This window comes from Salinispora goodfellowii, assembly GCF_059570675.1.
The window spans coordinates 33,950-59,070 of the sequence record NZ_JCANTD010000019.1 but is presented as its reverse complement, the minus strand read 5'-3'; the positions used below and the strand labels follow the sequence as shown (position 1 = coordinate 59,070).

At 72.2% G+C, this 25,121-nt stretch carries 28 protein-coding genes and 1 tRNA gene; 14 read left to right on the top strand and 15 right to left on the bottom strand.

Features of this window, described 5'->3' with window-relative positions:
• Nucleotides 1–48 precede the first annotated feature (48 nt).
• Both T398_RS17675 and T398_RS17670 read left to right on the top strand, forming a co-directional pair.
• Nucleotides 49–573, top strand: coding sequence for a MauE/DoxX family redox-associated membrane protein (locus T398_RS17675; protein ID WP_496448298.1), 525 nt, complete (start codon nt 49–51; stop codon nt 571–573).
• On the top strand, nt 566–1,279 hold the full coding sequence (locus T398_RS17670) for a DsbA family protein (protein WP_496448296.1): 714 nt from the start codon (nt 566–568) through the stop codon (nt 1,277–1,279). Before T398_RS17675 ends, T398_RS17670 begins: the two co-directional genes overlap by 8 nt.
• 12 nt (nt 1,280–1,291) lie before the next feature.
• Here the strand turns inward: T398_RS17670 and T398_RS17665 are convergent, their stop codons facing one another.
• Genes T398_RS17665 through T398_RS17650 form a run of 4 tightly spaced genes read right to left on the bottom strand, consistent with a single transcriptional unit; the run spans nt 1,292 to nt 3,948 of the window.
• Complete coding sequence (locus T398_RS17665; protein ID WP_496448294.1) at nt 1,292–2,065, bottom strand: energy-coupling factor ABC transporter ATP-binding protein; 774 nt, start codon at nt 2,063–2,065, stop codon at nt 1,292–1,294.
• Entirely contained in the window at nt 2,062–2,832 is a 771-nt protein-coding gene (gene cbiQ, locus T398_RS17660; RefSeq protein WP_496448293.1) for a cobalt ECF transporter T component CbiQ, read from the bottom strand. Before cbiQ ends, T398_RS17665 begins: the two co-directional genes overlap by 4 nt.
• Before the next feature lie 10 nt (nt 2,833–2,842).
• A complete protein-coding gene (locus T398_RS17655; RefSeq protein ID WP_496448292.1) occupies nt 2,843–3,235 on the bottom strand; it encodes a PDGLE domain-containing protein in 393 nt (130 codons plus the stop codon).
• Nucleotides 3,232–3,948, bottom strand: a complete 717-nt coding sequence (locus T398_RS17650; protein WP_496448362.1) for an energy-coupling factor ABC transporter permease — start codon at nt 3,946–3,948, stop codon at nt 3,232–3,234. The genes T398_RS17655 and T398_RS17650 overlap by 4 nt, the downstream gene beginning before the upstream one ends.
• A 228-nt stretch (nt 3,949–4,176) precedes the next feature.
• On the opposite strand from T398_RS17650, the gene bcp reads away from it, so the two are divergent.
• Both bcp and T398_RS17640 read left to right on the top strand, forming a co-directional pair.
• A complete protein-coding gene (gene bcp, locus T398_RS17645) occupies nt 4,177–4,653 on the top strand; it encodes a thioredoxin-dependent thiol peroxidase (protein ID WP_496448291.1) in 477 nt (158 codons plus the stop codon).
• 113 nt (nt 4,654–4,766) lie between these two features.
• Nucleotides 4,767–4,850 (top strand) — tRNA-Leu (locus T398_RS17640).
• Between the two features lie 4 nt (nt 4,851–4,854).
• Here the strand turns inward: T398_RS17640 and T398_RS17635 are convergent.
• Complete coding sequence (locus tag T398_RS17635; RefSeq protein ID WP_496448290.1) at nt 4,855–5,271, bottom strand: ASCH domain-containing protein; 417 nt, start codon at nt 5,269–5,271, stop codon at nt 4,855–4,857.
• 73 nt (nt 5,272–5,344) lie between these two features.
• Here T398_RS17635 and T398_RS17630 point away from each other — a divergent pair, with 73 nt between their 5' ends.
• Nucleotides 5,345–5,890, top strand: a complete 546-nt coding sequence (locus tag T398_RS17630; protein ID WP_496448289.1) for a GNAT family N-acetyltransferase — start codon at nt 5,345–5,347, stop codon at nt 5,888–5,890.
• Nucleotides 5,891–5,894: 4 nt separating this feature from the next.
• On the opposite strand, the gene T398_RS17625 is transcribed toward T398_RS17630, so the two are convergent.
• Nucleotides 5,895–6,713 carry an MOSC domain-containing protein gene (locus T398_RS17625; RefSeq protein ID WP_496448287.1) on the bottom strand — a complete coding sequence of 273 codons (819 nt, stop codon included), beginning with the start codon at nt 6,711–6,713 and terminating at the stop codon, nt 5,895–5,897.
• 86 nt (nt 6,714–6,799) lie between these two features.
• On the opposite strand from T398_RS17625, the gene T398_RS17620 reads away from it, so the two are divergent.
• Genes T398_RS17620 through hutH form a run of 6 tightly spaced genes read left to right on the top strand, consistent with a single transcriptional unit; the run spans nt 6,800 to nt 14,593 of the window.
• A complete protein-coding gene (locus T398_RS17620) occupies nt 6,800–7,651 on the top strand; it encodes a MurR/RpiR family transcriptional regulator (protein WP_496448286.1) in 852 nt (283 codons plus the stop codon).
• 11 nt (nt 7,652–7,662) lie between these two features.
• Nucleotides 7,663–9,312, top strand: coding sequence for a urocanate hydratase (gene hutU / locus T398_RS17615; RefSeq protein WP_496448285.1), 1,650 nt, complete (start codon nt 7,663–7,665; stop codon nt 9,310–9,312).
• A gap of 10 nt (nt 9,313–9,322) precedes the next feature.
• Nucleotides 9,323–10,537 (top strand): allantoate amidohydrolase, encoded by a 1,215-nt coding sequence (locus T398_RS17610; RefSeq protein WP_496448284.1) that lies wholly within the window; start codon nt 9,323–9,325, stop codon nt 10,535–10,537.
• Nucleotides 10,534–11,892, top strand: coding sequence for a formimidoylglutamate deiminase (locus T398_RS17605; protein ID WP_496448282.1), 1,359 nt, complete (start codon nt 10,534–10,536; stop codon nt 11,890–11,892). The genes T398_RS17610 and T398_RS17605 overlap by 4 nt, the downstream gene beginning before the upstream one ends.
• Nucleotides 11,889–13,067: an imidazolonepropionase gene (gene hutI, locus T398_RS17600; protein WP_496448280.1), complete on the top strand. Its 1,179-nt coding sequence runs from the start codon at nt 11,889–11,891 to the stop codon at nt 13,065–13,067. Before T398_RS17605 ends, hutI begins: the two co-directional genes overlap by 4 nt.
• On the top strand, nt 13,055–14,593 hold the full coding sequence (gene hutH / locus T398_RS17595; protein ID WP_496448278.1) for a histidine ammonia-lyase: 1,539 nt from the start codon (nt 13,055–13,057) through the stop codon (nt 14,591–14,593). Before hutI ends, hutH begins: the two co-directional genes overlap by 13 nt.
• A 98-nt stretch (nt 14,594–14,691) precedes the next feature.
• Here the strand turns inward: hutH and rdgB are convergent, their stop codons facing one another.
• The 8 genes from rdgB to clpS form a co-directional block, all read right to left on the bottom strand.
• Complete coding sequence (gene rdgB, locus T398_RS17590; RefSeq protein WP_496448277.1) at nt 14,692–15,306, bottom strand: RdgB/HAM1 family non-canonical purine NTP pyrophosphatase; 615 nt, start codon at nt 15,304–15,306, stop codon at nt 14,692–14,694.
• Nucleotides 15,307–15,355: 49 nt separating this feature from the next.
• The gene (rph, locus tag T398_RS17585; RefSeq protein ID WP_496448276.1) at nt 15,356–16,081 is read right to left on the bottom strand and encodes a ribonuclease PH; all 726 of its coding nucleotides are present in this window, start codon (nt 16,079–16,081) and stop codon (nt 15,356–15,358) included.
• Nucleotides 16,082–16,170: 89 nt separating this feature from the next.
• Entirely contained in the window at nt 16,171–16,917 is a 747-nt protein-coding gene (locus T398_RS17580; RefSeq protein WP_496448275.1) for an MBL fold metallo-hydrolase, read from the bottom strand.
• 168 nt (nt 16,918–17,085) lie between these two features.
• The gene (locus tag T398_RS17575; RefSeq protein WP_496448273.1) at nt 17,086–18,051 is read right to left on the bottom strand and encodes a PLP-dependent cysteine synthase family protein; all 966 of its coding nucleotides are present in this window, start codon (nt 18,049–18,051) and stop codon (nt 17,086–17,088) included.
• 12 nt (nt 18,052–18,063) lie between these two features.
• On the bottom strand, nt 18,064–18,402 hold the full coding sequence (locus T398_RS17570; RefSeq protein ID WP_496448272.1) for a MoaD/ThiS family protein: 339 nt from the start codon (nt 18,400–18,402) through the stop codon (nt 18,064–18,066).
• A gap of 70 nt (nt 18,403–18,472) precedes the next feature.
• Nucleotides 18,473–18,961, bottom strand: a complete 489-nt coding sequence (locus T398_RS17565) for a M67 family metallopeptidase (RefSeq protein WP_496448270.1) — start codon at nt 18,959–18,961, stop codon at nt 18,473–18,475.
• Between the two features lie 55 nt (nt 18,962–19,016).
• Nucleotides 19,017–19,511: a DUF2017 domain-containing protein gene (locus tag T398_RS17560; RefSeq protein ID WP_018812891.1), complete on the bottom strand. Its 495-nt coding sequence runs from the start codon at nt 19,509–19,511 to the stop codon at nt 19,017–19,019.
• 2 nt (nt 19,512–19,513) lie between these two features.
• Entirely contained in the window at nt 19,514–19,804 is a 291-nt protein-coding gene (gene clpS, locus T398_RS17555; protein ID WP_018218759.1) for an ATP-dependent Clp protease adapter ClpS, read from the bottom strand.
• 167 nt (nt 19,805–19,971) lie between these two features.
• Between clpS and T398_RS17550 the strand changes: the two genes are divergently transcribed.
• The 3 genes from T398_RS17550 to T398_RS17540 are packed head-to-tail and all read left to right on the top strand — an operon-like array spanning nt 19,972 to nt 23,134.
• Nucleotides 19,972–21,258 (top strand): nicotinate phosphoribosyltransferase, encoded by a 1,287-nt coding sequence (locus tag T398_RS17550; RefSeq protein WP_496448268.1) that lies wholly within the window; start codon nt 19,972–19,974, stop codon nt 21,256–21,258.
• Nucleotides 21,259–21,269: 11 nt separating this feature from the next.
• Nucleotides 21,270–21,851 (top strand): nicotinamidase, encoded by a 582-nt coding sequence (locus T398_RS17545; RefSeq protein WP_496448266.1) that lies wholly within the window; start codon nt 21,270–21,272, stop codon nt 21,849–21,851.
• A 41-nt stretch (nt 21,852–21,892) separates the two neighbouring features.
• Nucleotides 21,893–23,134, top strand: coding sequence for an MFS transporter (locus tag T398_RS17540; RefSeq protein ID WP_496448264.1), 1,242 nt, complete (start codon nt 21,893–21,895; stop codon nt 23,132–23,134).
• A gap of 166 nt (nt 23,135–23,300) precedes the next feature.
• On the opposite strand, the gene ctaD is transcribed toward T398_RS17540, so the two are convergent.
• Nucleotides 23,301–25,061: an aa3-type cytochrome oxidase subunit I gene (ctaD, locus tag T398_RS17535; protein WP_496448262.1), complete on the bottom strand. Its 1,761-nt coding sequence runs from the start codon at nt 25,059–25,061 to the stop codon at nt 23,301–23,303.
• Nucleotides 25,062–25,121 lie beyond the last annotated feature (60 nt).

The window sequence follows — 25,121 nt, the reverse complement described above, 5'->3', positions numbered from 1 at the left end:
CATGGATCGGCTGAGGGCGGGAACTTGCCGGCGGCGAGGAGCGACCACATGAACGTGACCACATCGAGCAGCCCTGTTGCCCGCTGGCCGACCGTCCGCCCCTGGATCGGCCTCGCCGCCCGGATCGGCCTGGCCGCGGTCTGGATCCTGGCCGGCGCCGCCAAGGTCGGGGACCTCGCCGCCTCCGGCCGAGCGGTGAACGCGTACCAGATCTTCCCGTACGACGTGGCGACCGTGATCGGCGCCGCGCTGCCCTTCCTCGAGCTGGCCCTCGGCGTACTCGTGCTGCTCGGGTTGGCGACCCGGCTGACCGCCGGGGTGTCCGTGGCGCTGCTGCTGGTCTTCATCGCCGGCATCGTCTCGGCTTGGACCCGCGGGTTGAACATCGACTGCGGCTGTTTCGGCGTCGGCGGCGAGCTGGCCCCGGGGCAGGCCCCGAGCTACCTCCCGGAGATCCTCCGGGACCTGGGATTCCTGGCGTTGGCCGGGTTCCTGTTGATCTGGCCCCGGACCCCGTTCTCGGTGGACGGCTGGTTGCTGGGCGAACGTGCAGTGGAGGACAAGGATGAGTAGTCGCAAGGGCCGCAAGGAGGCCGCCCGGGTGGTCCGGGAGCAGCTGGCCCAGGAGCGGCGGCGCAAGCGGACGCTGTGGGTGTCGGTGACCGCCGTATTTGTGCTGGTGATCGCCGGCTTCGCCGGCTGGGCCGTCTACTCCGAACAGCGCGCCGGCGAGTTCACCGCGCCACCGGGCGCCAACGAGGCCGGCACCGGCATCGTGTACGGCTCCGGGCCGGTCACCATCGACCTGTACGAGGACTACCTCTGCCCGGCCTGCAAACAGTTCCAGGAGGCCAACGGCGAGACCATTGACCAGCTCGCGGACGAGGGCAAGGCGCGGGTGGTCTTCCACCCGATGGCCATCCTCGACCGGGCTTCCACCACCCAGTACTCGACCCGCTCCTCCGCCTCCGCCGGCTGCGCCGCGGCAGGTGGAAAGTTCCGCGAGTACAGCGAGGCGCTCTTCGTACAGCAGCCAGCCGAGGACGAGGCCCAGTTCAGCGACGACGAGCTGATCGACCTCGGGGTCGGCGTCGGGCTGGACCGGGACAGCTTCGGCTCGTGTGTCAACGATGGCACCTACCTGTCCTGGACCGAACACGTCACCGAGGAAGCCAGTCGATTGGAGATCACCGGTACGCCGACCATCCTGGTCAACGGCGAGCAGGTCAACGACTGGACGCCGGAGAGCATCCGGGCCGCGGTGGAGGCTGCCAGTTGATCCGGATTCGGATCAGCGGGACGTCGGACGGGGCGTGAATCCGTAGGGCAGTTCGAGGCGGTGCCGGGCGAGTAGCGCCTCGTCCGCCAGGATCTCCCCGGTGGGGCCGTCGGCGACGAGCCGGCCGGCGTCCAGGATGACCGAGCGTTCGCACAGCTCCAACGCGTACGGCAGGTCGTGGGTGACCATCAGCAGGGTCACCGGCAGGGCGCGCAGGATCTCGGCCAGTTCGCGCCGGGCGGCCGGGTCGAGGTTGGACGACGGCTCGTCCAGCACCAGGATCTCCGGGTGCATGGCGAGCACCGTCGCCACCGCGACCCGCCGGCGCTGCCCGAACGACAGGTGGTGCGGGGCGCGGTCCCGGTGTTCGCTCATGCCGACCGCGGCGAGCGCCTCGTCCACCCGGGTCGTCAGCTCGGCGCCGCGTAGCCCCAGGTTGGCCGGGCCGAACGCCACATCCTCGGCGACGGTGGGTAGGAAGAGCTGGTCATCCGGGTCCTGGAAGACGATGCCCACCCGCCGGCGCACCTCGGCCAGGGTCGACCGGTCCGGACGGACGGTGAGCCCACCGACGGTCACACTCCCCGCGGTGGGGGTGAGGATGCCGTTGAGGTGCAGCACCAGGGTGGTCTTCCCGGCGCCGTTCGGCCCGAGCAGCGCCACCCGGTCGCCGCGGGGCACGGTCAGCTCCACGCCGCGCAGCGCCTCGTGCCCGTCCGGGTAGGCGTAGCGCACGTCGCGCACGTCGAGGCTGGGAGGCGTCGTCGGCTGCACGCCTCCGATCATGTCAGGACCAGGGCGGTGGCGGCGACGCCGGCCGCTACGGCGGGGACGGTCGACGCGAGCAGCCACTGTCCGACGGTCGCCGCCGCCGGGCCCTGCCACACCTGCGGCATCCGCCCGGTGTAGCCGCGGGACAGCATCGCCAGGTACACCCGCTCCCCCCGCTCGTAGGCGCGCAGGAACAGCGCCCCGGCCCCGGTCGCGAACCCTCGCAGCTGCCACATGAAGCGCGGATCGTCTCCCCGGGACAGCCGGGCCACCCGCATCCGCCGGGCCTCGCCAACCAGCACTTCCAGGTAGCGCAGCATGAAGGTGGCGATCTGGGTGAGCAGCTGCGGGCAGCGCAGCCGGTCCAACCCGATGATCAGGTCCCGGGTGGTGGTGGTCGCGGCCAGCAGCAACGACGCCAGGACGCCCAGGGTGCCCTTGGCGATGATGTTCCACGCCCCGTACAGCCCGTCCACGGAGACCGACAGGCCGAGGAGTTCGGTCCGCTCGCCCGCGCCGAGGAACGGCAGGGCGAACGCGAACAGCACGAAGGGCAGCTCGATCAGCGACCGGCGCAGCAGCCAGCCGGGCCGGACCCGGGCCACCGCCGCGACCGTCACCACCAGCACGGCGTAGCCGCCGAAGGCCCAGAGCGCCTCCCGGGGGGTGGCGACCACGGCGAGGGTGAAGGCCACCATCGCCGCGATCTTCACCTCGGGGGGAAGCCGGTGCACCGGCGAGTCGGAGCAGTGGTAGAGCAGCTGGGTGTGCCCGGCGCCCACGGCCCGTTCCTCAGCCCACTCCGGCGGCGGAGGTCGGCTGCGCCGCGTCCCCATCCCCGGCGGGTTGCTGCCCGGCCCGGCGCCGGACCAGCCAGAACCCGCCTCCGGCCAGGGCGAAGGTCAGCAGCACGCCGGCGACGCCGGAGAGCCCGGTGGCGAGGGTGTCGTCGGCGATGCCGGTGACGCCGTAGTCGGCCAGCGGGCCGCCGATCTCGTGCTCCGCTTCCCGCTGCGCCGGACAGTCACCGCCGGTGACGGCACCCGCCGCGTCAACGGTGCAGCCCTCCCGCAGCGCGGACTCCAGCCCGTCGGGGTCGGCCGACGCGAAGCTGCTCACCAACCCGGCCAGCAGCAGGGAGACCAGCAGCCCGCCGGCGATGAAGCCCCAGGTCCGTTTCCTCACCGGGCACCTCCAACAGCCGGGACGGGGGACGACGCGACCGGTCCGCGGGCGCGCAGCGCGTACACCAGGTCGGGTCGGGTTTTCGCGACGGTCAGCACCGTCATCGCGGTGATCAGGCCCTCGCCGATGCCGATCAGCAGGTGCGTGACGGTGATCGTGCCGGCCAGGCCGGCGATGTTGTCGCCGAGATCGACGGCGCCACCGAGTTGGTACTGGAGGACGAAGCCCAGCGCCGCTGCCACGACGCTGACCAGCGCCGAGACGAACGCCGTCACGGCGAGCCCGGCCGGCGTGCGCGGCAGCACCCGCAGCAGCGCGACGATCAGCAGGTACGCGGCGGCGGTGCCGATGATCGCCAGGTTGGTGATGTTGAGGCCGAGCATCGCCACGCCGCCGTCGCCGAAGACCAGCGCCTGCACGGTCAGCACGACGGCCACGCAGAGCGCGCCGACCCACGGCCCCACCAGCAGCGCTGCGAGCGCACCACCGAGCAGGTGGCCGCTGATTCCGGCGGTGAAGATCGGGAAGTTGATCATCTGCACGGCGAAGATGAAGGCGGCGACCAGGCCGGCCATCGGCGCCAGCCGATCGTCCAGGTGTTGCCGGCCGCGCTGGACGCAGAGCGCCATCGCCGCCAGTGCGATCACCGCGAAGATCGCGGCGACGGGACCATTGATGATCCCGTTGGAGATGTGCATCGCCAGGTTCTCCACGCGACCTCCCCACGTGTCCGGCGGGTCTGTCCACGCCACCACATCAGGCTATTAGGAGAACTAAGCTATTGCCAATCCTTGGCAACAAGAGATGACGTCGGTCACGTCGCCGCCGCTGCCAGGGGGAACGAGGTCGCCGACCGACGCGCTCCGCGCCGGAGCGCCGAGCGCCACGCCACCGAGTCACCGAAGCGAACCGGGAGCTGGTGCGGCGGTAGGGTCGCAGCCATGACCGCGCCTGCCCGCCTCTCCCCCGGCGACACCGCCCCCGACTTCACCCTCCCCACCGATCGCGGCGACCAGCTCGCGCTGGCCGACCTCCGCGGCCGCAAGGTGCTGCTCTACGCCTACCCGGCCGCGATGACCCCCGGCTGCACCAAGCAGGCCTGCGACTTCCGTGACACCCTCGCCTCGCTCCAGGCCGCCGGCTACGAGGTCGTCGGCATCTCCCCGGACAAGCCGGAGAAGCTGGCAAAGTTCCGCGAGCGGGACGCCATCACGTTCCCGCTCGTCTCCGACACCGACCGGACGGTGCTCGCCGCGTACGGGGCGTACGGCGAGAAGCAGTCGTACGGCAGGACGGTCACCGGAGTCATCCGCTCGACGTTCGTCATCGACGCAGACGGGCGCATTGAACAGGCGTTCTACAACGTCCGGGCGACCGGCCACGTCGCCAAGCTCCGTCGCGATCTCGGCCTGGACTGACGACGGCCACCGGGCCGCGCCCCCACGTCCCTGGCTGGTCGTCGCCGGCGCGCCGAGCTGACCACCGGGCGGGGCGCGGGCCCGCCACCGGAGGCTCTAGACTCTTCCCGCAAGCGGGAGTGGCGTAATTGGCAGCCGCGCAGGTCTTAGGAGCCTGTGTCCGAGAGGACGTGGGGGTTCGAGTCCCCCCTCCCGCACCGCTCAGAGGGTCTCCACCAGCCGGAACCGCTCCAGCACGGCCAGCGTGTCGTCGTCCACGGTGAAGTCCGGATCGCCGATCCACCCGCGGTAGTCCGGCCCGTGCCAGTATTTCTCGTGCCCCGCTCGCCAGGCGGCGACCGAGTCGTCCCCCTCGCCCTCGTCCCGGGCGTGGTCCAGGTCGACGTCGCCGAGCCGGCTGACCCGCACCTCGGTCAGTTCGATCACGGCCACCCGGCGACCCGCAGAATCGATCACCGCCGCCCGGGTACCCGCGACCGGCAACTCTTCCCCTTCGATCTCGTAGTCCTGGCGCAGGCCGGTCGTGGTGGTCTTGGTCCCCGCGAGCACCAGGGCGACCAGTTGGTCCCGCAACGGACCGGGGAAGGCGAACTCGAACGGTGGCAGGTCTGCGGTCATGCGGGGACCCTACCGAGGTGCGACGTGTCGGGCTCCTCACTTTCTCGGGCGGCGGTCCGCTCGGCCGGTCAGGATGAGCGGCGTGGCCCTCCGGTTCGTGCTCGACCCCGACCTGACACCCGAGCTACGCGCGGAGATCGTCGCGCTCTGGATTGACGTCACCAACGCCGGTGGCGCGGTGGGCTTTGTCGCGCCGGTCACCGCCGCCGAGGTGCGGACCATCGCCGACCCGACCCTCGCGGCGATCGCCGACGGGCCGGACCGGCTGCTCCTCGGCTATGCCGGCGACCGGCTCGCCGCGATGGCGATCTTCACCGACAACCGGTTTCACCTGAAGACCCACTATCGGGTCCTGACCCGGGTCATGGTCCACCCGGACTTTCAGGGTGCGGGCTACGGCCTGGAGCTGATGCGGGCGGCGGAGCGGATCGGCCGCCGGTGGGGGCTCGCCGCGCTCCAGATCACCGTCCGGGACGGGTTGGGGTTGGACCGTTTCTACCGGCACCTCGGCTACCGCGAGGTGGGGCGGTTGCCGGGCGCGCTGCGGGTGGCGGCGGGGGATGACCGGGACGAGCTCCAGATGTGGCTCGACCTGAGCACCGACCGCTCCGGGTGCTGACCGGTCAGTCGGCGGGCACCACCTCGTCGCCGATGGCGACCCGGCCGGTCTCAACGGGCACCAGGTGCAGCCCGAAGCGGAGCTTCTGCCGCACGTTGCGGTAGCGGCCGAGGGTAGCCAGCGGCTCCTTCCCCCGGACCCCGGTCTCCTGGTCGGTGGTGGTGACCACGCAGCGACCCGCCGGGCCAGCGCCGCGGAAGGTGACACCGCCGATGCGCACCGGGCGGCCGGCCCAACCGTCCTCCGCCCAGGCCGGCGCTCCGGTGACCACGAGGTTCGGGCGGAAGCGGGTCATCGGTACCGGCGGCTCGCCGGCCTCGGCCAGCCACCCGTTGAGCGCGTCGAGCGAGGCGGTGCTGGCCAGCAGGATCGGGGCCTCGTCGGCGAAGCTGACCTGGTCACCTGGGTCATGCTCGCGATCGGCGGCGGGGATGTGGCGGACCGGCCGGGCCAGCCACACCAGGCGGGCCGGGCGGCCGAGGAAGGCGCTGACCCAGGCGTCCGCAGCGGGGCCGGCGGCGTGCGCCCACACGTCCAGCTTGCGGCTGCGGAAGGTGCGGACGGCGATCGGGGCGCCGTCCACCGGTTCCGCGACGTCGAGGTCGGGGTGGCCGGCGGCGCGCAGGGTGAGACCGCCGGCTCGGGCCACCGCGCGCAGCGCGACGAGGCTGCTGACCTCGCGTTGGGTGATGCCGATGCCCGCCGCGTCGACGAGCATCCAGCGCCGGTCGCCGGCCAGGCCCCAGGGCAGCACCGGGGCAGCATCGTGGTCCCGCCGCCGACACCCTTTGACGGGGTAGGTGTGCACAGCGCTCAGCCGCATCGGCTCACCTTGCCACTCGTACCCCGCCCAGCGCCCGCCGCAGCGGCCCGGTTGCCGATGAAAATTTCTATGCATAAGGTCGAAACATGAATGACGGATCCGTCGTGCCCCCGGGTGACCGGGTGCTGGACCTGTTCCGCGGGGTTCGGCTCACCCCGACGCAGCGACGGATCGCGCACTGCCTCGTCCAGCAGGGCCCGGCGGTGGCGTACCTGTCAGCGGCGGAGGTCGCCGAGTTGGCCGGGGTGAGTCAACCCTCGGTGACCCGCTTCGCGATGGCCCTCGGCCACGACGGCTACCCCGCCCTGCGCCGCCACCTCCGGGAGCTGACCGCGACACCCCGCGGCGAACGGCCGAACTCGGACAACGAACTCCAGCAGGCGGTACGCGCCGAGATCGAGAACCTGGACCGGCTCGCCGACCAGTTCGCCGACCGGGACCAGGTCGCCGCCGCCGGCCGGCTCCTCGCCGCCAGCCACCCGCTGCCGGTGCTCGGCCTCCGCGCCGCCGCGCCGCTGGCCGCCTACTTCGCCTACTTCGCCGCCAAGGTGCTCCCGGACGTACGGGTCCTCGACGACGGCGGCAGCCTGCTCACCGACCGGATCGAGCAGGCCGCCGAGGCCGGCGCGACCGCCCTGCTCGCCCTGGTCCTGCCCCGCTACCCCCGAGAGGCCCTCGACGCCCTGCGGGAGGCCCGGACGGCGGGCCTGACCGTCGTCGCCATCACCGACTCGCCGGTCAGCCCGGCCCGCGAGCACGCCGACGTGGTGCTACCCGCCGCCGTCGGCGCACAGCTCGTGTTCGACCTACACACCGCACCGATGACCCTGGCCATGGTGCTACTCCAGGCGATCTGCGACGCCGCACCCGTACAAACCCAACGGCGGTTGGAGGCGTTCGAAGCCTCCGCCGCCCGTCGACAGTTGTTCCTCGGTTAGGAGGTTCCTCTATGACCCAGCCGATCCGCGCCGCGCGCGGCACCACCCTCACCGCCCGGGGCTGGCCCCAGGAAGCCGCACAGCGGATGCTGATGAACAACCTGGACCCGGAGGTGGCCGAACGCCCCGAAGACCTGGTCGTCTACGGCGGGACCGGGAAGGCCGCGCGGGACTGGCCGTCGTACCGCGCCCTGTTGAACACCCTCACCGAACTGCGCGACGACGAGACGATGCTGGTGCAGTCCGGCCGGCCGGTCGCGGTGATGCAGACCCACGAGTGGGCACCGCGGGTGCTGCTGGCCAACTCCAACCTGGTCGGCGACTGGGCGACCTGGCCGGAGTTCCGCCGGCTGGAGCAGCTCGGCCTGACCATGTACGGGCAGATGACCGCCGGGTCGTGGATCTACATCGGCACCCAGGGCATCCTCCAGGGCACCTACGAGACGTTCGCCGCCGTCGCCGCGAAGCGGTTCGGCGGGTCACTGGCCGGCACGCTGACGCTGACCGCCGGCTGCGGCGGGATGGGTGGGGCCCAGCCGCTCGCCGTGACCATGAACGACGGCGCCTGCCTGATCGTGGACGTCGACCGCTCCCGCCTCGAACGCCGGGTACGCGAGCGCTACCTGGACGAGGTCGCCGACTCACTCGACGACGCGGTACAGCGGGCCACCGCCGCCCGCGACGAGCGGCGGGCGCGCAGCATCGGCGTGGTCGGCAACGCGGCCACCATCTTCCCCGAGCTGCTGCGCCGCGGCGTCCCGGTGGACGTGGTCACCGACCAGACCAGCGCGCACGACCCGCTGTCGTACCTGCCGGAGGGGGTTGAGCTGGCCGACGCCCGCGACTACGCGGCGGCCAAGCCGACCGAGTTCACCGACCGGGCCCGCGCGTCGATGGCCCGACACGTCGAGGCGATGGTCGGCTTCCTCGACGCGGGCGCCGAGGTCTTCGACTACGGCAACTCGATCCGCGGCGAGGCGCAGCTCGGCGGCTACGCGCGCGCCTTCGACTTCCCGGGTTTCGTGCCCGCCTACATCCGGCCGCTGTTCTGCGAGGGCAAGGGCCCGTTCCGGTGGGCGGCGCTCTCCGGCGACCCGGCCGACATCGCCGCCACCGACCGGGCCATCCTCGAACTCTTCCCGGAGAACGAGCAGCTGGCCCGCTGGATCCGGATGGCCGGCGACCGGGTGGCGTTCCAGGGGCTGCCGGCTCGGATCTGCTGGCTCGGCTACGGCGAACGGGACCGGGCCGGGGTACGGTTCAACGAGATGGTCGCCGCCGGAGAGCTCTCCGCGCCGGTGGTCATCGGCCGGGATCACCTCGACTGCGGTAGCGTCGCCAGCCCGTACCGGGAGACCGAGGCGATGGCCGACGGCTCCGACGCGATCGCCGACTGGCCGCTGCTCAACGCCCTGGTAAACACCGCCAGCGGGGCCTCCTGGGTCTCCCTCCACCACGGTGGCGGGGTCGGGATCGGCCGCTCCATCCACGCCGGCCAGGTCTGCGTCGCCGACGGCAGCGCCCTCGCCGGGCAGAAGATCGAACGAGTCCTCACCAACGACCCGGCGATGGGCGTCGTACGGCACGTTGACGCCGGCTACGACGACGCCCGGCAGGTCGCCGAGCGGACCGGCCTGCAGATCCCGATGGCGACGGCGTAAGGAGAGCTCCGTGTTGACGCATCCGGTGGTGGAAAACTCCCTTCCGCGCAGGTTCCGGCGACTCTGGGACGAGATCGCGCCGATCGGCCGGGACGACCGTAGCGGCGGGTACCTGCGGTACGCGCTGACCGATCCGGAGCTGCGGCTGCGGGAGTGGTTCCGGGCCCAGGCCGACCAGCGCGACATGCCGGTGACCGACGACGGCAACGGCAACCTCTTCGCCTGGTGGGGCACCCCGGAAGCGGGCAACGCGGTGCTCACCGGCAGCCACTTCGACTCGGTACCGCACGGCGGGGCGTACGACGGGCCGCTCGGCATCGTCAGCGCCTTCCTCGCCGTGGACGAGCTCCGCGCCGCCGGCGCCACCCCCACCCGGCCGATCGCGGTCGCGGCCTTCGTGGAGGAGGAGGGCGCCCGATTCGGCGTACCGTGCCTGGGGTCTCGGCTGTTCACCGGGGCGCTGCCGGTCGAGCAGGCGGCCGAGCTGCGCGACCCGGCCGGGGTGAGCTTCGCCGAGGCGTTGGGCGGCCCGCCGGCCGGCGCCCGGCCGGAGCTGCTCGGCCGCTTCGCCGCCTTCGTCGAGCTCCACGTCGAGCAGGGCCGGGCCCTGGTCGAGCAGGCCGCGCCGGTCGCTGTCGCCAGCGCGATCTGGCCGCACGGCCGGTGGCGTTTCGACTTCACCGGCGAGGGAAACCACGCGGGTACGACCCGGATGGTGGACCGCCGCGACCCGATGCTCACGTACGCGTTCACGGTGCTCGCCGCCAACAAGGAGGCCCGGCGACTCGGCGCCCACGCCACGGTCGGCCGGGTACGGGTGGAGCCGAACGCCACCAACGCCATCCCGTCCGCGGTGACCGGCTGGCTGGACGCCCGCGCGGCCGAGCCGGAGACCCTCGCCGGGCTGGTCGAGGCGGTCCACGACCGGGCCGCCGAGCGGGCCCGACGCGACGGCACCGGGTTGCGCCTGACCGAGGAGTCGGCCACGCCCCTGGTCGCGTTCGACGGTGGGCTGGCCGACCGGCTCGCCCGGCTGCTGGCCGCGCCGGTGCTGCCGACCGGGGCCGGGCACGACGCCGGCGTGCTGGCCGGGCACCTGCCCACCGCGATGCTCTTCGTCCGCAACCCCACCGGGGTGTCGCACTCCCCCGCTGAGTCGGCGAACGACGACGACTGCGCGGCCGGGGTGCAAGCCCTCGCCGCCGCGCTGGAGGAGCTGACATGACCCGCTGGCTGGCCGAGTACGCGTGGCTACCCGAGCAGCCCGAGCCGACCCCGGACGTGCTGATCGAGACCGCTGCCGGCCGGATCACCGGGGTCACCCCGTTGACCACCGGGGGCCGGCCGACCACCGGGGTCGAGGTCCTCGCCGACGCGGTCCGCCTGCCCGGGCTGACCCTGCCGGGGCTGGCCAACGCGCACTCGCACGCCTTCCACCGCGCGTTGCGCGGCCGCACCCACGGCGGTCGCGGCGACTTCTGGACCTGGCGGGACCGGATGTACGAGGTGGCCGCCCGGCTGGACCCGGAGAGCTACCTCGCGCTCGCCCGCGCCGGGTACGCGGAGATGGCGCTGGCCGGAATCACCTGCGTCGGCGAGTTCCACTACCTGCACCACGGCCCGGACGGCACCCCGTACGCCGACCCGAACGCGATGGGGGCCGCCCTGGTCGAGGCGGCGGCGCACGCCGGGATCCGGCTGACCCTGCTGGACGCCTGCTACCTGACCGCCAGCGTGGCCGGTGAGCCGCTGGCCGGGCCGCAGCGACGCTTCGGCGACGGTGACGCCCTGCGCTGGGCGAAGCGGGCGGCGGCGTTCACCCCCACCGACGCGCACGTACGGGTGGGCGCGGCGATCCACTCGGTGCGCGCCGTGCCCGCCGACCAGTTGGCGACGGTGGCCGGCGCGGCGCGGGAGCGAGCCGTCCCGCTGCACCTGCACCTCTCCGAGCAGCCGGCCGAGAACGATGCCTGCCGGGCCGCGCACGGCTGCACCCCGACCCGGCTGCTGGCCGACCGGGGAGTCCTAGACCAGCACACCACCGCCGTGCACGCCACCCACCCCACCAGCTCGGACGTGGTCCTGATCGGGGAGAGCGGCACCGGGGTCTGCCTCTGCCCCACCACCGAGCGGGACCTCGCCGACGGGATCGGACCGGCCCGCCGGCTGGCCAACGCCGGCAGCCCGTTGAGTCTCGGCAGCGACAGCCACGCGGTGGTGGACCTCTTCGAGGAGGCGCGCGCGGTGGAGCTGGACGAGCGCCTGCGTACCCGGCAGCGCGGCCACTTCACCGTCGGCGAGCTGGTCACCGCGGCCACCTCGGCCGGGCACGCCGCCCTCGGCTGGGGTGACGCCGGCCGGCTGGCGGTGGGGGACCGGGCCGACCTGGTCACCCTCCGGCTGGACAGCCCGCGGACCGCGGGCGTACCGGCGGCTGGTGCGTTCTTCGCCGCCACCGCGGGGGATGTGCACCAGGTGGTGGTGGATGGCCAGGTGGTGGTGCAGGACGGACGGCACCGCACCGTTGACGTCCCCACCGAGCTGGCCACGTCGATCGCGGAGGTGACCGGAGCGCCATGAGTAGCCTGCTGCTGGACAACATCGGAGAGCTGGTGACCAACACGGCCGCCGGGGAGGGGCCGCTGGGCATCCGCCGCGACGCCGCCGTGCTCGTCGAGGACGGCGTGGTGGCCTGGGTCGGGCCGAGCGGGGACGCGCCCGCCGCCGACCAACGCCTGGACGCCGAGTCGGCGGCCGTGCTGCCCGGCTTCGTGGACAGTCACGCCCACCTGGTCTTCGCCGGGGACCGGGCGGTCGAGTTCGCCGCCCGGATGGCCGGCGAGCCGTACACCGGCGGCGGTATCCGCACCACGGTCGGCGCGACCCGGGCCGCCACCGACGACGAGCTACGCGCCACGGCCCGCCGGCTGCACGCGGAGGCGCTGCGGCAGGGCACCACCACCATCGAGATCAAGAGCGGGTACGGCCTCACCGTCGCCGACGAGGCCCGCTCGCTGCGGATCGCCGCCGAGGTGAGCGCGGAGACCACCTTCCTCGGGGCGCACCTCGTCCCCGCCGAGTACGCCGACCGGCCGGACGACTACGTCGACCTGGTCTGCGGCCCGATGCTCGCCGCCGCCGCGCCGTACGCCCGCTGGGTGGATGTCTTCTGTGAGCGGGGCGCCTTCGACGCCGACCACACCCGCGCGATCCTGACCCGTGGCCGGGCCGCCGGGCTGGACACCCGGCTGCACGCCAACCAGCTTGGTCCGGGCCCGGGGGTCCAGCTCGGGGTGGAGCTGGGGGTGGCCAGCGTTGACCACTGCACCCACCTCACCGACGCCGACGTTGACGCGCTCGTCGGGGCCGACGGAACGACCGTGGCCACCCTGTTGCCCGGGGCGGAGTTCTCCACCCGCTCGCCCTACCCGGACGCCCGGCGGCTGCTCGACGCGGGCGTGACCGTGGCGCTGGCCACCGACTGCAACCCCGGGTCGTCGTACACCTCGTCGGTGCCGTTCTGCATCGCGCTGGCCGTCCGGGAGATGCGGATGAGCCCCTCCGAGGCGGTCTGGGCGGCGACCGCCGGCGGCGCTGCGGCACTGCGCCGCACCGACGTTGGTCGGCTGGCGCCCGGCGTCCGGGCCGACCTGATGATCCTCGACGCCCCGTCCCACCTGCACCTGGCCTACCGGCCAGGGGTTCCACTGATCCGCCAGGTCCTGCACAACGGAGTACCGCAATGTCGACCGTAGTCATTCAGCCAACCGGGGTCACCCCCGCCGACGTGCTCGCCGTCGCCCGCGGCAACGCCAAGGTCGTCCTCGACCCGACAGCGATCGACGCGATGGCCAACAGCCGGTCCGTCGTGGACGGGATCGAGGCCGCCGGCCAGCCGGTGTACGGCGTGAGCACCGGCTTCGGGGCGCTCGCCAACACCTTCGTCGCCCCGCAGCGGCGGGCGGAGCTACAGCACGCGCTGATCCGTTCGCACGCCGCCGGGGTGGGGACCGCCATGCCCCGCGAGGTGGTGCGGGCGATGATGCTGCTGCGCGTCCGTTCCCTCGCGTTCGGCCGCTCCGGGGTCCGGCCGCTGGTCGCCACCGCCCTGGTGGACCTGCTCAACCACGATGTCACCCCCTGGGTGCCCGAGCACGGTTCACTGGGGGCCTCCGGGGACCTGGCGCCGCTGGCGCACTGCGCGCTGGCGCTACTCGGCGAGGGCTGGGTGCTGGGCGCGGCCGGTGACCGGATCCCGGCCGGCGAGGCGCTGCGCCGGGCCGGCATCACGCCGATCGAGCTGGCCGCCAAGGAAGGGCTGGCGCTGATCAACGGCACCGACGGCATGCTCGGCATGCTGCTGATGGCCAACCACGACGCCGCGCACCTGTTCACCCTGGCCGACGTGACGGCCGCCCTGGCCATCGAGGCGATGCTCGGCACGGACCGACCGTTCCAGCCCGAGCTACACACCATCCGGCCGCACCCCGGGCAGGCCACCTCGGCGGCGAACATTCACCGCCTGCTCCAGGACTCGGCGGTGATGGCGTCGCACCGCGACGACGTGGTGCACGCGGTGCAGGACGCGTACTCGATGCGGTGTGCCCCGCAGGTCGCCGGCGCGGCGCGGGACACCCTGGACTTCGCCCGGCAGGTGGCGGGCCGGGAACTGGTCTCGGTGGTGGACAACCCGGTGGTCCTGCCGGACGGCCGGGTCGAGTCCACCGGGAACTTCCACGGCGCGCCGCTCGGTTTCGCCGCGGACTTCCTCGCCGTCGCCGCCGCCGAGGTCGGCGCGATCGCCGAGCGGCGGGTGGACCGGCTGCTCGACGTGACCCGCTCCCGGGACCTGCCGGCGTTCCTCTCCCCCGACGCCGGAGTCAACTCCGGGCTGATGATCGCCCAGTACACGGCGGCCGGCATCGTCGCGGAGAACCGCCGACTCGCCGCCCCCGCCTCGGTGGACTCCCTGCCCACCAGCGGTATGCAGGAGGACCACGTGTCGATGGGCTGGGCGGCGACCAAGAAGCTGCGGACCGTCCTGGACAACCTGACCAGTCTGCTCGCGGTCGAGCTCCTCGCCGCGGTCCGCGGGCTCCAGCTCCGGGCGCCGCTCCAGCCGTCGCCGGCTGGACGGGCCGCCATCGCCGCGTTGGCCGGGGCCGCCGGTGAGCCCGGCCCGGACATCTTCCTCGCCCCGGTGCTGGAGGCCGCCCGTACGGTGATCGCCGGCCCGGAGCTTCGGGCGGCGATCGAACGTGAGGTCGGGACGCTGGCCTGACCCTCCTGCGCGGCCGGGCAGCGGCTGCCGAGTCCGGTAGCCGCTGCCCGAGTAGGGCAGCGGCTTGAGTCCGGATGGCCGCTCGGCAGGGTGGCCGGTCAGGCCGGCGGCAACACCTTGGCGACCAGCTTCGCCAGTTCGCGCAGCGCCTTGCCGCGGTGGCTGACCGCGTCCTTCTCCGCCGGCGTCAGCTCGGCGTTCGTCCGGTCCTGCCCGTCGCCACGAAAGATCGGGTCGTAGCCGAAGCCACCGTCGCCGTGCGGCTCCCGCAGCAGGCGACCGGGCTGCCGGCCGTCCACCAGGTGCTCCTTGCCGCCGGGCAGCGCCAGGGCCACCGTGCAGACGAAGGACGCGCCCCGATGCTCGTCCGGCACGTCGGCGAGCTGGTTCAGCACCAGCTGCAGGTTGGCATGGTCATCACCGTGCTGGCCGGCCCAGCGGGCACTGAAGACACCGGGCATGCCATTGAGCGCCTCCACCGCCAAGCCGGAGTCGTCGGCGATGGTGGGCAACCCGGTGCGCCGGCACCCCTCCCGGGCCTTGATCAGCGCGTTCTCACCGAAGGTCAGGCCGGTCTCCGGCAGCTCCGGGTATGCCTCGACGTCGTCGAGACCGATCAGGGCGATCCGGTGCGCGCCCAGGGCCCCGTCGAGGATGCGTTGCAGCTCGATGAGCTTCTTCCGGTTACGGGTGGCGAGCAGGACCTTGTTCATGCGGTCTCACCTTCGTTCACGACCACGGGAGCCAGCAGCGGAGCCGCCCTCACGAGAGCGCCTTCCGCTGCGCTTCGGCCAACTCCACACAGCCGGCGACGGCCAGGTCGAGCAGGGCGTCGAGCTGTCCCCGGCTGAAGACGCCCGCCTCACCGGTGCCCTGCACCTCCACGAAGTCACCGGCGCCGGTGCAGACCGCGTTCAGGTCGACCTCGGCGGTCGCGTCCTCGGCGTAGTTGAGGTCCAGCCGCGGCTCACCGGCGACGACGCCGACGCTCACCGCCGCCACCGAGCGGTGCATCACCGTCTCCGGCCGACCGGCGAGGGAACGCCGGGTGGCGAGCCAGGTCACCGCGTCGTGCAGCGCCACGTACGCGCCGGTGATCGCGGCGGTACGGGTGCCGCCGTCGGCCTGGAGCACGTCGCAGTCCAGCACGACGGTGTTCTCGCCCAGCGCCTTCAGGTCGATCGACGCGCGCAGGCTGCGGCCGATCAGCCGGGAAATCTCGTGGGTTCGCCCGCCGACCCGCCCTTTGACGCTCTCCCGGTCGGAGCGGGTGTTGGTGGCGCGGGGCAGCATGGCGTACTCGGCGGTGACCCAGCCGAGCCCGGAGCCCTTGCGCCAGCGGGGCACCCCCTCGGTGACGCTGGCGGTGCAGAGTACCCGGGTGGCGCCGAACTCCACCAGCACCGAGCCCTCGGGATGGGTGCTCCAGCCGCGGGTCAGGGTCACCGGTCGGAGGTGGTCGGGCAGCCGCCCGTCAGGTCGCGCCATGTCTGCACCCTATGTGGTGGCGAGGGCGGCCCGCCCCGGGGTGCCCCCCGTCGGCTCGGCCCGCCGAAACGCGGGCCGGCCCGCGCCGGTCAGACCTCGTAGCGTGCGCCCGGCCGGACCACCTCGAGCGGGCCGGCGTAGGCGGTGGCGGCGGACGTGACGGTCTGCGCCTCGCTGCCCCAGGCCGCCACGAGGTGGGTCAGCAGCAGCCGCCCGACGCCGGCCTTGGTGGCGACCTCGCCGGCCTCCCCGCCGGTCAGGTGCAGATCCGGCGGGTTGTCCACCCCGTCGAGGTAGCTCGCCTCGCAGAGGAACACGTCGGCTCCCTGGGCCAGCTGCAGCAGCGCCTCACAGGGGGCGGTGTCGGAGGAGTAGCAGAGCACCCGACCGTTGTGTTCCAGCCGGACCCCGTACGTCTCGATCGGATGGTTGACCCGGTCGACGGTGACGGTCAGCGGGCCGATCGGGAAGGTACCCGGGGTCAGGGCGGAGAACTGGTACACATCCTCGACGGTGTCGTCCGGCGCTCCGCCGAGGGCGACGAGCCGCTCCGGTGTGCCCGCCGGGCCGTAGACCGGCAGCGGCGGGTAGGGGCCGTCCGGGGCGTACCGGCGAACCACCACGTAGAGCGCGGCGTCGAGGAAGTGGTCACCGTGCAGGTGGGTGAGGAGGACGGCGTCGGGGGCGTGGAGCCCCACGTAGCGCTGGAGGGTCGACAGCGACCCGGAGCCGAAGTCGACCAGAAGCCGGAAGCCCGCGGCCTCGACCAGGTAGGCCGAGCAGGGCGAGTCCGGGCCGGGGAAGGTCCCGGCGCAACCCAACACCGTCAGTCGCATTGAGTCGTCTCGCTGTCACGTTCTGCAGTGTCCGGGCCGGTTGCCTCTCCACAGAGCATTGTCCCAACCGCCGTGTACGCCACGGTGCGCAGCCTACGCTCGGCTACCCGAACGCATGAATCATCCCCGGAAAGGTGTCATGAACGTGACACCGTCCCAATTGGTGGTTCAGGCCCAGAGCTGCCCCTCCAGCGCCTCCTCCGCCTCGGCCAGAGTGCCGTCGTACGCTCCGGTCGAGAGGTACTTCCAGCCGGCGTCGGCGACCACGAAGGCCACGTCGGCGCGGCACCCCTCCCGAACCGCCTCGTGCGCCACCGCCAGCGCCGCGTGCAGGATCGCACCGGTGGAGAGCCCGGCGAAGAGCCCCTCCACCTCGACCAGCTGGCGGGTCCGCAGCACGGCGTCCCGGGTACCGACCGAGAAGCGCCGGGTGAGCACCGAGGCGTCGTACAGCTCCGGTACGTACCCCTCGTCGATATTGCGCAACCCGTACACCAGCTCGCCGTAGCGCGGCTCGGCGGCCACAACCTGGACTCCCGCCACCTTTTTGCGCAGGTAGCGGCCGGTGCCCATCAGCGTGCCCGTGGTACCGAGTCCGGCCACGAAATGGGTGATCGTGGGTAGGTCCTGGAGCAGCTCCGGGCCGGTGGTCTGGTAGTGGGCCTTCGCGTTGGCCTCGTTTCCGTACTGGTACAGCAGGACCCAGTCGGGGTGCTCGGCAGCGATCTGCTTGGCGGTGGCGACGGCCTGGTTCGAGCCACCCGCCGCCGGCGAGAAGATGATCTCCGCCCCGTACATCCGCAGCAGCTGCACCCGTTCGGTGGAGACATTCTCCGGCATCACACACACCAGCCGGTACCCGCGCAGCTTCGCCACCATGGCCAGTGCGATACCGGTGTTCCCGCTGGTGGGCTCGAAGATCGTGGCGCCCGGCCGGAGCTGGCCCGCCTCCTCGGCCGCGCGGACCATGAACAGCGCGGCCCGGTCCTTGACGCTGCCGGTCGGGTTGCGGTCCTCCAGCTTCGCCCACAGCCGCACCGGCGGCGCCCCAGCAGGCACCGCCGGCGCGAGCCGGGGCAGCCCGACCAGGGGCGTTCCGCCACCGGCGTCCAGCAGACTGTCGTAGCGCGCCACGGGGCCGCGCCCTCAGCGGGCGGCTGGCGACCCGGCGCGCAGGCCGCGGGGAACGGCCACCGCGGCGGAGCCGAGGGCCCCACCCGCGACGGCCGGCAGGATGGTCACGCTGTCGCCGTCGTTGAGTTTGGCCTCCAGCGCACCCAGGAAGCGGACATCCTCGTCGTTGATGTAGACGTTCACGAACCGGTGCAGCGCGCCGGTGTCGGTCACCAGGCGGCCCTTCAGCCCGTCGTGCCGGCTGTCCAGGTCGGCGAAGAGGTCGCCCAGCGTGTCGCCGGCCCCCTCGACGATCTTCGCACCGCCGGTGTGGCTGCGCAGGATGGTGGGGATACGAACTTCGATGGCCATGATGCAGTGCTCCTCGGTCGGGAAATGCCGAAATGGTGACGGGACGTAGTGGGGTGTTACCGCGCTGGAGTCAGCGGCCAGAACACTCGTAGTCGACCGTCGCCGGGCTCTGCCCGAACATGTAGGACTGCACGGCGTGCTGGTTCACCCCGGCGTCCAGGATGCGGACCTTCTCCTCAGTCACCACGCCAGCCACGATCCGGAAGGAGCGAATCTCCTCGGAGTCGGGTTCACGGGTGGAGACGAGCAGGTAGTGCGCGTCGGGCTCACCGGCGAAGGAGACGTCGGTGCGCGATGGGTACGCCTCGGTCGCAGTGTGCGAGTGGTAGATGACGACGGGCGCCTCGTCCCGGTCGTCCATCTCCCGCCACACCCGCAGCTGCTCCATCGAGTCGAACTCGTAGAACGTCATGGAACGGGCGGCGTTCTCCATCGGGATGTGCCGAGTGGCAAGGTCGCTACCGGCGGGACCGGCGACCACACCACACGCCTCGTCCGGGTGGTCCCGACGGGCGTGGGCGACGATCGCGTCCACGATCGCCCGGTCAATGCTCAGCACGCCGACCAGCGTAGCGTCTGCCGGTGCTGGCCGGCGAGGTGGCAGCGGTCACCGATCAGTCGATCAATGCGCTCAGCAGGGACTCCTGCAAGTAGCCCAGGTACGCGTAAACCGACAGTTGGAACATCCGGCTGGACCCCGGGTCCGTGGCGACCGCGTCATCGAGCTCCGCGCCGAGATCGGTGCTGTCCCGAATCTCCAGCCGGACGCCCATCGCCAGCCGGGCGTCGTTGAGCGCCCGCAGCCACGCCTCGGCCGCCTCGCTGTCGAGCCGGACCTCGCCACCGGCGTCGTCGGGGAGGGCCGCGAGAATCGCGCCGGCCTGGTCGATCTTCGCCGTCTTCAGGTCACCCTCGGTGTACTGACGAAACTCGGCGGCGTCCGCCGCGTCGTCCGGGTAGACCTCTGGGAAGAGCCGCACGACCACCGGGTCGGCGTGGTCGAACGCGTCGGTGAGCAGGCCGACCACCTCGGTGGCGACCTTGCGCAGAACCCGGACCTCGTCTACCGCGAAGGTGGCCACGTAGTGACCACTGCAGCGCTGGAACATACTCACGCCCGATCCACCGTCGCCCACAGCCCGTACGCGTGCAGCTGCGACGCGTCGTGCTCCATCCGTTCCCGGGTGCCGCTGGAGACGACCGCCTTGCCCTTGTGGTGAACGTCCAGCATGAGCTGCTCGGCCCGCCCCCGGCTGTAGCCGAACAACTTCTGAAAGACCCAGGTCACGTACGCCATCAGGTTGACCGGGTCATCCCAAACGATCGTCACCCACGGCCGGTCGGGCGCCGGCACCTGGTCGGTGTCCGGCGTCTCGAGTGGTGCAACCTGTGGAGCCGCCATGCCCCCATCGTGCCACCGGATCCGCCGAATCGAGGAACCGGAACCCCGACCGGTCACCGAGCGGCGCCATCGCGGGCGCCCCCGCCCGCGAGCGGGTGACGGCCGGCACTGCGGATGTTCCTGGACTGGGACGCCGTGGACCGCGCGCGAACTCTAGGCTGAGCCGGGTGAGCACCCTGGGCCCCGCGCTGCTGACCGACCACTACGAGCTGACCATGGTTCGCGCCGCGCTGCGGGACGGCACCGCCGACCGCCGCTGCGTGTTCGAGGTGTTCAGCCGGCGGCTACCGACCGGTCGCCGCTACGGTGTGGTGGCGGGTAGCGGCCGATTGGTGGAGCTGATCCGGAATTTCCGCTTTGACGCGGACCAGGTGGACTTCCTGCGGCGAACCGGGGTCGTGGACGACGCCACCGCGCAGTGGCTCACCGCCTACCACTTCACCGGCGACATCGACGGTTACGCCGAAGGGGAGCTCTTCTTCCCCGGATCGCCGATCCTCACCGTCTCGGGCACGTTCGCCGAGTGCGTCGTGCTGGAGACACTGGTGCTGTCGGTGCTCAACCACGACTGCGCCACCGCGGCCGCAGCCACCCGGATGGTCACCGCCGCCCGCGGACGCACCCTGATCGAGATGGGCTCCCGACGCACCCACGAGGAGGCGGCGGTGTCGGCGGCCCGCGCGGCCTACCTGGCCGGCTTCCGGTTCACCTCCAACCTGGCCGCCGGCGAGCGCTACGGCATCCCCACCGCCGGCACCGCCGCGCACGCGTTCACCCTGCTGCACGAGGATGAGCGGACAGCGTTCGCCTCCCAGGTGGCGACGCTGGGCAAGGACACCACCCTGCTGGTCGACACGTACGACATCGGCCAGGGGATCCGCAACGCCATCGCGGTGGTCGGGCCGGACCTGCGGGCCGTCCGGATCGACTCCGGCGACCTGGCGGTCATGGCGCAGCAGTCCCGGGACCTGCTCGACTCGCTCGGCGCCACCGAAACGAAGATCATCGTCTCCGGCGACCTCGACGAGTACGCCATCGCCGCGCTCGCCGCCGAGCCGGTGGACATGTACGGCGCGGGTACCGCCGTCGTCACCGGCTCCGGCGCACCGACCGCCAGCCTGGTGTACAAGCTGGTCGAGGTCGAGGGGCGCCCGGTGGTCAAGCGCTCCGAGCGGAAGGCCACCATCGGCGGCCGCAAGGTGGCGGTCCGCCGGCACAAGCCGACCGGCACCGCCACCGAGGAGGTGATCGTGCCGCAGGGCATGCCGGAGCGGCAGCCCAACGACCGGCTGCTGCAACGCACATACCTGGCGGGGGGTGCGGTGGCGACGCAGCCGACGCTGGACGAGTCGCGGGAGCACCTGCGGCAGTGCCTGATCTCGATCCCCTGGGAAGGGTTGAAGCTCTCCGCCGGCGATCCGGCCATTCCGGTCACGGTCATCCCGGCCGACTGAAGGAGCAGCACATGGGCAACGCGCTAATCATCGTGGATGTGCAGAACGACTTCTGCGAGGGCGGCTCGCTCGCGGTCGGCGGCGGCGCCACCGTCGCGGCCGGGGTCAGCCGGCTCCTCGCCACCGCGCCGGACCGTTGGGACCACGTGGTCGCGACGAAGGACTACCACATCGATCCCGGGGCGCACTTCGGCGATCCGCCGGACTTCGTCGACTCGTGGCCCCCACACTGCGTGGTGGGCACGCCCGGCTCGGAATTCCACCCCGACCTGGTCACCGACCGAATCGAGGTGATCTTCCACAAGGGCGAGCACGCCGCGGCGTACTCCGGTTTCGAGGGGCACACCGGCCAGGGCGAGTGCCTGGCCGACTGGCTCCGGCGACACGGGGTCGACCAGGTGGAGATCGTCGGGCTCGCCACCGACTTCTGTGTCCGGGCCACCGCCCTGGACGCCGCCGCGGAGGGGTTCCGGACCACCGTCCAACTGGACCTGACCGCCGCCATCGGGCCCGAGACGGCCGACTCGGCACTACGGGCCTTCGCCGAGGCCGGGATCAACACCGAGGGAACGCCTGTGATCAGGGCCGCATGAGCCCAAAAACACGTTGGTGAACGCCGGACCCACGGGCCAGGATGTCCCCGGAGGTACGGACCGACGTGAACCTGAAGCCTTACCGGGCGGCGCTCGCCCTGCCCGGTCTCCGGGCCCTACTGATCGTGGCGGTGCTCGCCCGGATCCCGCTCACCACGATCGGTCTGACCCTGACGTTCTACGTCGTCCAGGACCTCGACCGGGGGTACGCCGCCGCCGGGCTGGCCGGCGCCGCGATCACCGTCGGCGCGGCCCTCGGCGGCCCCCTGCTGGGTCGCCTGATCGACCGGCGCGGCCTGCGGCCGGTGCTGGTGTTGACCGCCGTCGCCGAGGCGGTGTTCTGGTCCACCGCGCCGCTGTTGCCGTACGCGCTGCTGCTGCCCGCCGCCTTCCTCGCCGGTTCGCTGGCACTGCCGATCTTCGCGGTGGTCCGCCAGTCCATCGCGGCCATCGTGCCGGCGGAGGAGCGCCGGCCCGCGTACGCGCTGGACTCGGTCTCGGTGGAGTTGGCCTTCATGATCGGGCCGGCCCTGGCCACCCTCGCGGTCACCACCATCTCCGCCCGGACCACGCTGTATCTGGTGGGCGCCGCCATCGTCACCGCCGGCACCGGGCTCTTCCTGCTCAACCCGCCGGTCCGGGGCGCCAGCGAGGCGGCCGGCCCGCGACGTAAGGTGCCGCGCCGGGAGTGGCTCACCGCCCGGATGGTCGCCGTGCTGGCGGTCAGCGCCGCCGCCACCGTGGTGCTGGGCGGCACGGACGTGGCCGTGATCGCGGCCCTGCGCGACAACGGCGATGTGGGCTTCACCGGCGTCGTACTGGGCATCTGGGCGCTCGCCTCGCTGATCGGCGGCTTCGCGTACGGGGCGATCACCCGGTCCCCGTCGCCGCTGGTGTTGCTGGCGGCGCTGGGCGTCGCCACGATCCCGGTCGGGCTGGCCGGAGCGAACTGGTGGCTGCTGAGCCTGGTGCTGATCCCCGCCGGCCTCCTCTGCGCCCCCACCATCGCCGCCACCTCGGACGCGGCCAGTCGACTGGCCCCCGCGGACGCCCGGGGTGAGGCGATGGGGCTACACGGCTCCGCCATCACCGTCGGTGTCGCGGTCGGCGCCCCGCTGGCCGGAGCCGTCATCGACGCGTCCGCGCCGGCCTGGGGCTTCGCCGTGACCGGCGCGGTTGGCGCCCTGGTCGCCCTGGCGGTGCTCCCGGTGCAGCTGCGCCGCCGCCGGGAAGCCGAGGCACTGGCCCCCGTTCCCACGCCCAAGCTGACCCACGCTGCGTGAGCCGTTGCCGCACCGGTGGGACTCCGGGGGCGGGTGGTGGGGTTCTACCCGGCCGGCGCCCGCCCTGCCCTGCCCCGCCCTGCCGCCCGGTCCAAGACCGACGACGGGCGCCGGCCCGGGGATTCCCCGGAGCGGCGCCCGTCGTCGGTGCGCGTACGGCGAGGCGTCAGTGGCGGTCCTGGTCGCTCGCCACGTCCTGCTGGTGGCTGGCGCCACCGTCGGCTTCCCTGGTCAGTAGCTTGACCCCACCCTCCGCCGGGCCGGCCGGCAGGGTCTGCCCGGCGGCCAGCTCGGGGAACTTGTGGTCGAACGCGGGCCGCTCGGAACGGATCCGTGGCATCCGGTCGAAGTTCCGCAACGGCGGCGGCGAGCTGGTCGCCCACTCCAACGAGTTGCCGTGCCCCCACGGGTCCTCGACCTCGACCACCGGACCCGACTTGTACGACTTCCAGCAGTTGTAGATGAACGGCAACGTCGAGATGCCGGTGATGAACGCGCCGACCGTGGAGATCATGTTCAGCGTCGTGAAGCCGTCAATGGCCTGGTAGTCGGCGTACCGCCGGGGGAAGCCCTCGTTGCCGAGCCAGTGCTGCACCAGGAACGTGGTGTGGAAGCCGACCATGGTCAGCCAGAAGTGCACCCGGGCCAGCCGCTCGTCGAGCATCCGGCCGAACATCTTCGGGAACCAGAAGTAGATGCCGGCGAAGACGGCGAAGACGATCGTGCCGAAGAGCACGTAGTGGAAGTGGGCCACCACGAAGTACGAGTCGGAGACGTGGAAGTCCAGCGGCGGGCTGGCCAGCAGCACCCCGGTGAGGCCACCGAAGAGGAAGGTGACCAGGAAGCCGATCGCGAAGAGCATCGGCGACTCGAAGCTGACCTGCCCCCGCCACATGGTGCCGATCCAGTTGAAGAACTTCATGCCGGTGGGGACGGCGATGAGGAAGCTCAGGAAGCTGAAGAAGGGCAGCAGCACCTGGCCGGTGGCGAACATGTGGTGCGCCCAGACGCTCATCGACAGGGCGGCGATAGCGACGGTCGCGGCGACCAGGCCCTTGTAGCCGAAGATCGGCTTGCGGGAGAAGACCGGAATGATCTCGGAGACGATGCCGAAGAACGGCAGCGCGATGATGTACACCTCGGGGTGCCCGAAGAACCAGAAGAGGTGCTGCCAGAGCAGCGGCCCGCCGGTCGCCGGGTCGTACACGTGGGCACCGAGGATGCGGTCGGCGGCGAGCGCGAAGAGCGCGGCGGCCAGCAACGGGAAGATCAGCAGCGCCAGCAGGCTGGTGACCAGCATGTTCCAGGTGAAGATCGGCATCCGGAACATGGTCATGCCGGGCGCGCGAAGGGTCAGGATCGTGGTGATCATGTTGACCGAGCCGAGGATCGTGCCCAGACCGGAGATCGCCAGACCGACGACCCACATGTTGGCGCCCACGCCCGGCGAGTGCTCCACGCTACTCAGCGGGGTGTAGGCGAACCAGCCGAAGTCAGCAGCGCCACCCGGCGTGATGAAGCCAGCGGTGGTCAGGGTGCCGCCGAAGAGGAAGAGCCAGTAGGCGAAGCTGTTCAGCCGCGGGAAGGAGACATCCGGGGCGCCGATCTGGATCGGCACCAGGTAGTTGCCGAAGGCGAAGACGATCGGCGTCGCGAAGAACAAGAGCATGATCGTGCCATGCATCGTGAACAGCTGGTTGAACTGCTCGGGCGACAGGAACTGCAGCCCGGGCCGCGCCAGCTCCGCCCGCATGATCAGGGCCATCAGCCCGCCGATCATGAAGAACGCGAACGCGGTGACCATATACATGATCCCGATCTGCTTCGCGTCCGTGGTGCGCAGCAGCCGCGCGAGGGCCGACCCCTGAACCGGCTCTCGGACCGGCCAGGGCCGGGTCTCGACCGGCTTGGGTGCGACGGTGGTCACGAGTGGCCTCCGGTTCTCGGTTGTCCCGCTCGGCGCGCTGTGCGGTAAGCGGCCGTCATC

Excerpts from the sequence above, each read along its gene's own strand:
- T398_RS17675 (WP_496448298.1), top strand. The coding sequence starts at position 49 with ATGAACGTGACCACATCGAGCAGCCCTGTTGCCCGCTGGCCGACCGTC.
- T398_RS17670 (WP_496448296.1), top strand. The coding sequence starts at position 566 with ATGAGTAGTCGCAAGGGCCGCAAGGAGGCCGCCCGGGTGGTCCGGGAG.
- T398_RS17665 (WP_496448294.1), bottom strand. The coding sequence starts at position 2,065 with ATGATCGGAGGCGTGCAGCCGACGACGCCTCCCAGCCTCGACGTGCGC.
- bcp (WP_496448291.1), top strand. The coding sequence starts at position 4,177 with ATGACCGCGCCTGCCCGCCTCTCCCCCGGCGACACCGCCCCCGACTTC.
- T398_RS17635 (WP_496448290.1), bottom strand. The coding sequence starts at position 5,271 with ATGACCGCAGACCTGCCACCGTTCGAGTTCGCCTTCCCCGGTCCGTTG.
- T398_RS17630 (WP_496448289.1), top strand. The coding sequence starts at position 5,345 with ATGAGCGGCGTGGCCCTCCGGTTCGTGCTCGACCCCGACCTGACACCC.
- T398_RS17625 (WP_496448287.1), bottom strand. The coding sequence starts at position 6,713 with ATGCGGCTGAGCGCTGTGCACACCTACCCCGTCAAAGGGTGTCGGCGG.
- T398_RS17620 (WP_496448286.1), top strand. The coding sequence starts at position 6,800 with ATGAATGACGGATCCGTCGTGCCCCCGGGTGACCGGGTGCTGGACCTG.
- hutU (WP_496448285.1), top strand. The coding sequence starts at position 7,663 with ATGACCCAGCCGATCCGCGCCGCGCGCGGCACCACCCTCACCGCCCGG.
- T398_RS17605 (WP_496448282.1), top strand. The coding sequence starts at position 10,534 with ATGACCCGCTGGCTGGCCGAGTACGCGTGGCTACCCGAGCAGCCCGAG.
- hutI (WP_496448280.1), top strand. The coding sequence starts at position 11,889 with ATGAGTAGCCTGCTGCTGGACAACATCGGAGAGCTGGTGACCAACACG.
- hutH (WP_496448278.1), top strand. The coding sequence starts at position 13,055 with ATGTCGACCGTAGTCATTCAGCCAACCGGGGTCACCCCCGCCGACGTG.
- rdgB (WP_496448277.1), bottom strand. The coding sequence starts at position 15,306 with ATGAACAAGGTCCTGCTCGCCACCCGTAACCGGAAGAAGCTCATCGAG.
- rph (WP_496448276.1), bottom strand. The coding sequence starts at position 16,081 with ATGGCGCGACCTGACGGGCGGCTGCCCGACCACCTCCGACCGGTGACC.
- T398_RS17580 (WP_496448275.1), bottom strand. The coding sequence starts at position 16,917 with ATGCGACTGACGGTGTTGGGTTGCGCCGGGACCTTCCCCGGCCCGGAC.
- T398_RS17570 (WP_496448272.1), bottom strand. The coding sequence starts at position 18,402 with ATGGCCATCGAAGTTCGTATCCCCACCATCCTGCGCAGCCACACCGGC.
- T398_RS17560 (WP_018812891.1), bottom strand. The coding sequence starts at position 19,511 with ATGTTCCAGCGCTGCAGTGGTCACTACGTGGCCACCTTCGCGGTAGAC.
- clpS (WP_018218759.1), bottom strand. The coding sequence starts at position 19,804 with ATGGCGGCTCCACAGGTTGCACCACTCGAGACGCCGGACACCGACCAG.
- T398_RS17545 (WP_496448266.1), top strand. The coding sequence starts at position 21,270 with ATGGGCAACGCGCTAATCATCGTGGATGTGCAGAACGACTTCTGCGAG.
- T398_RS17540 (WP_496448264.1), top strand. The coding sequence starts at position 21,893 with ATGTCCCCGGAGGTACGGACCGACGTGAACCTGAAGCCTTACCGGGCG.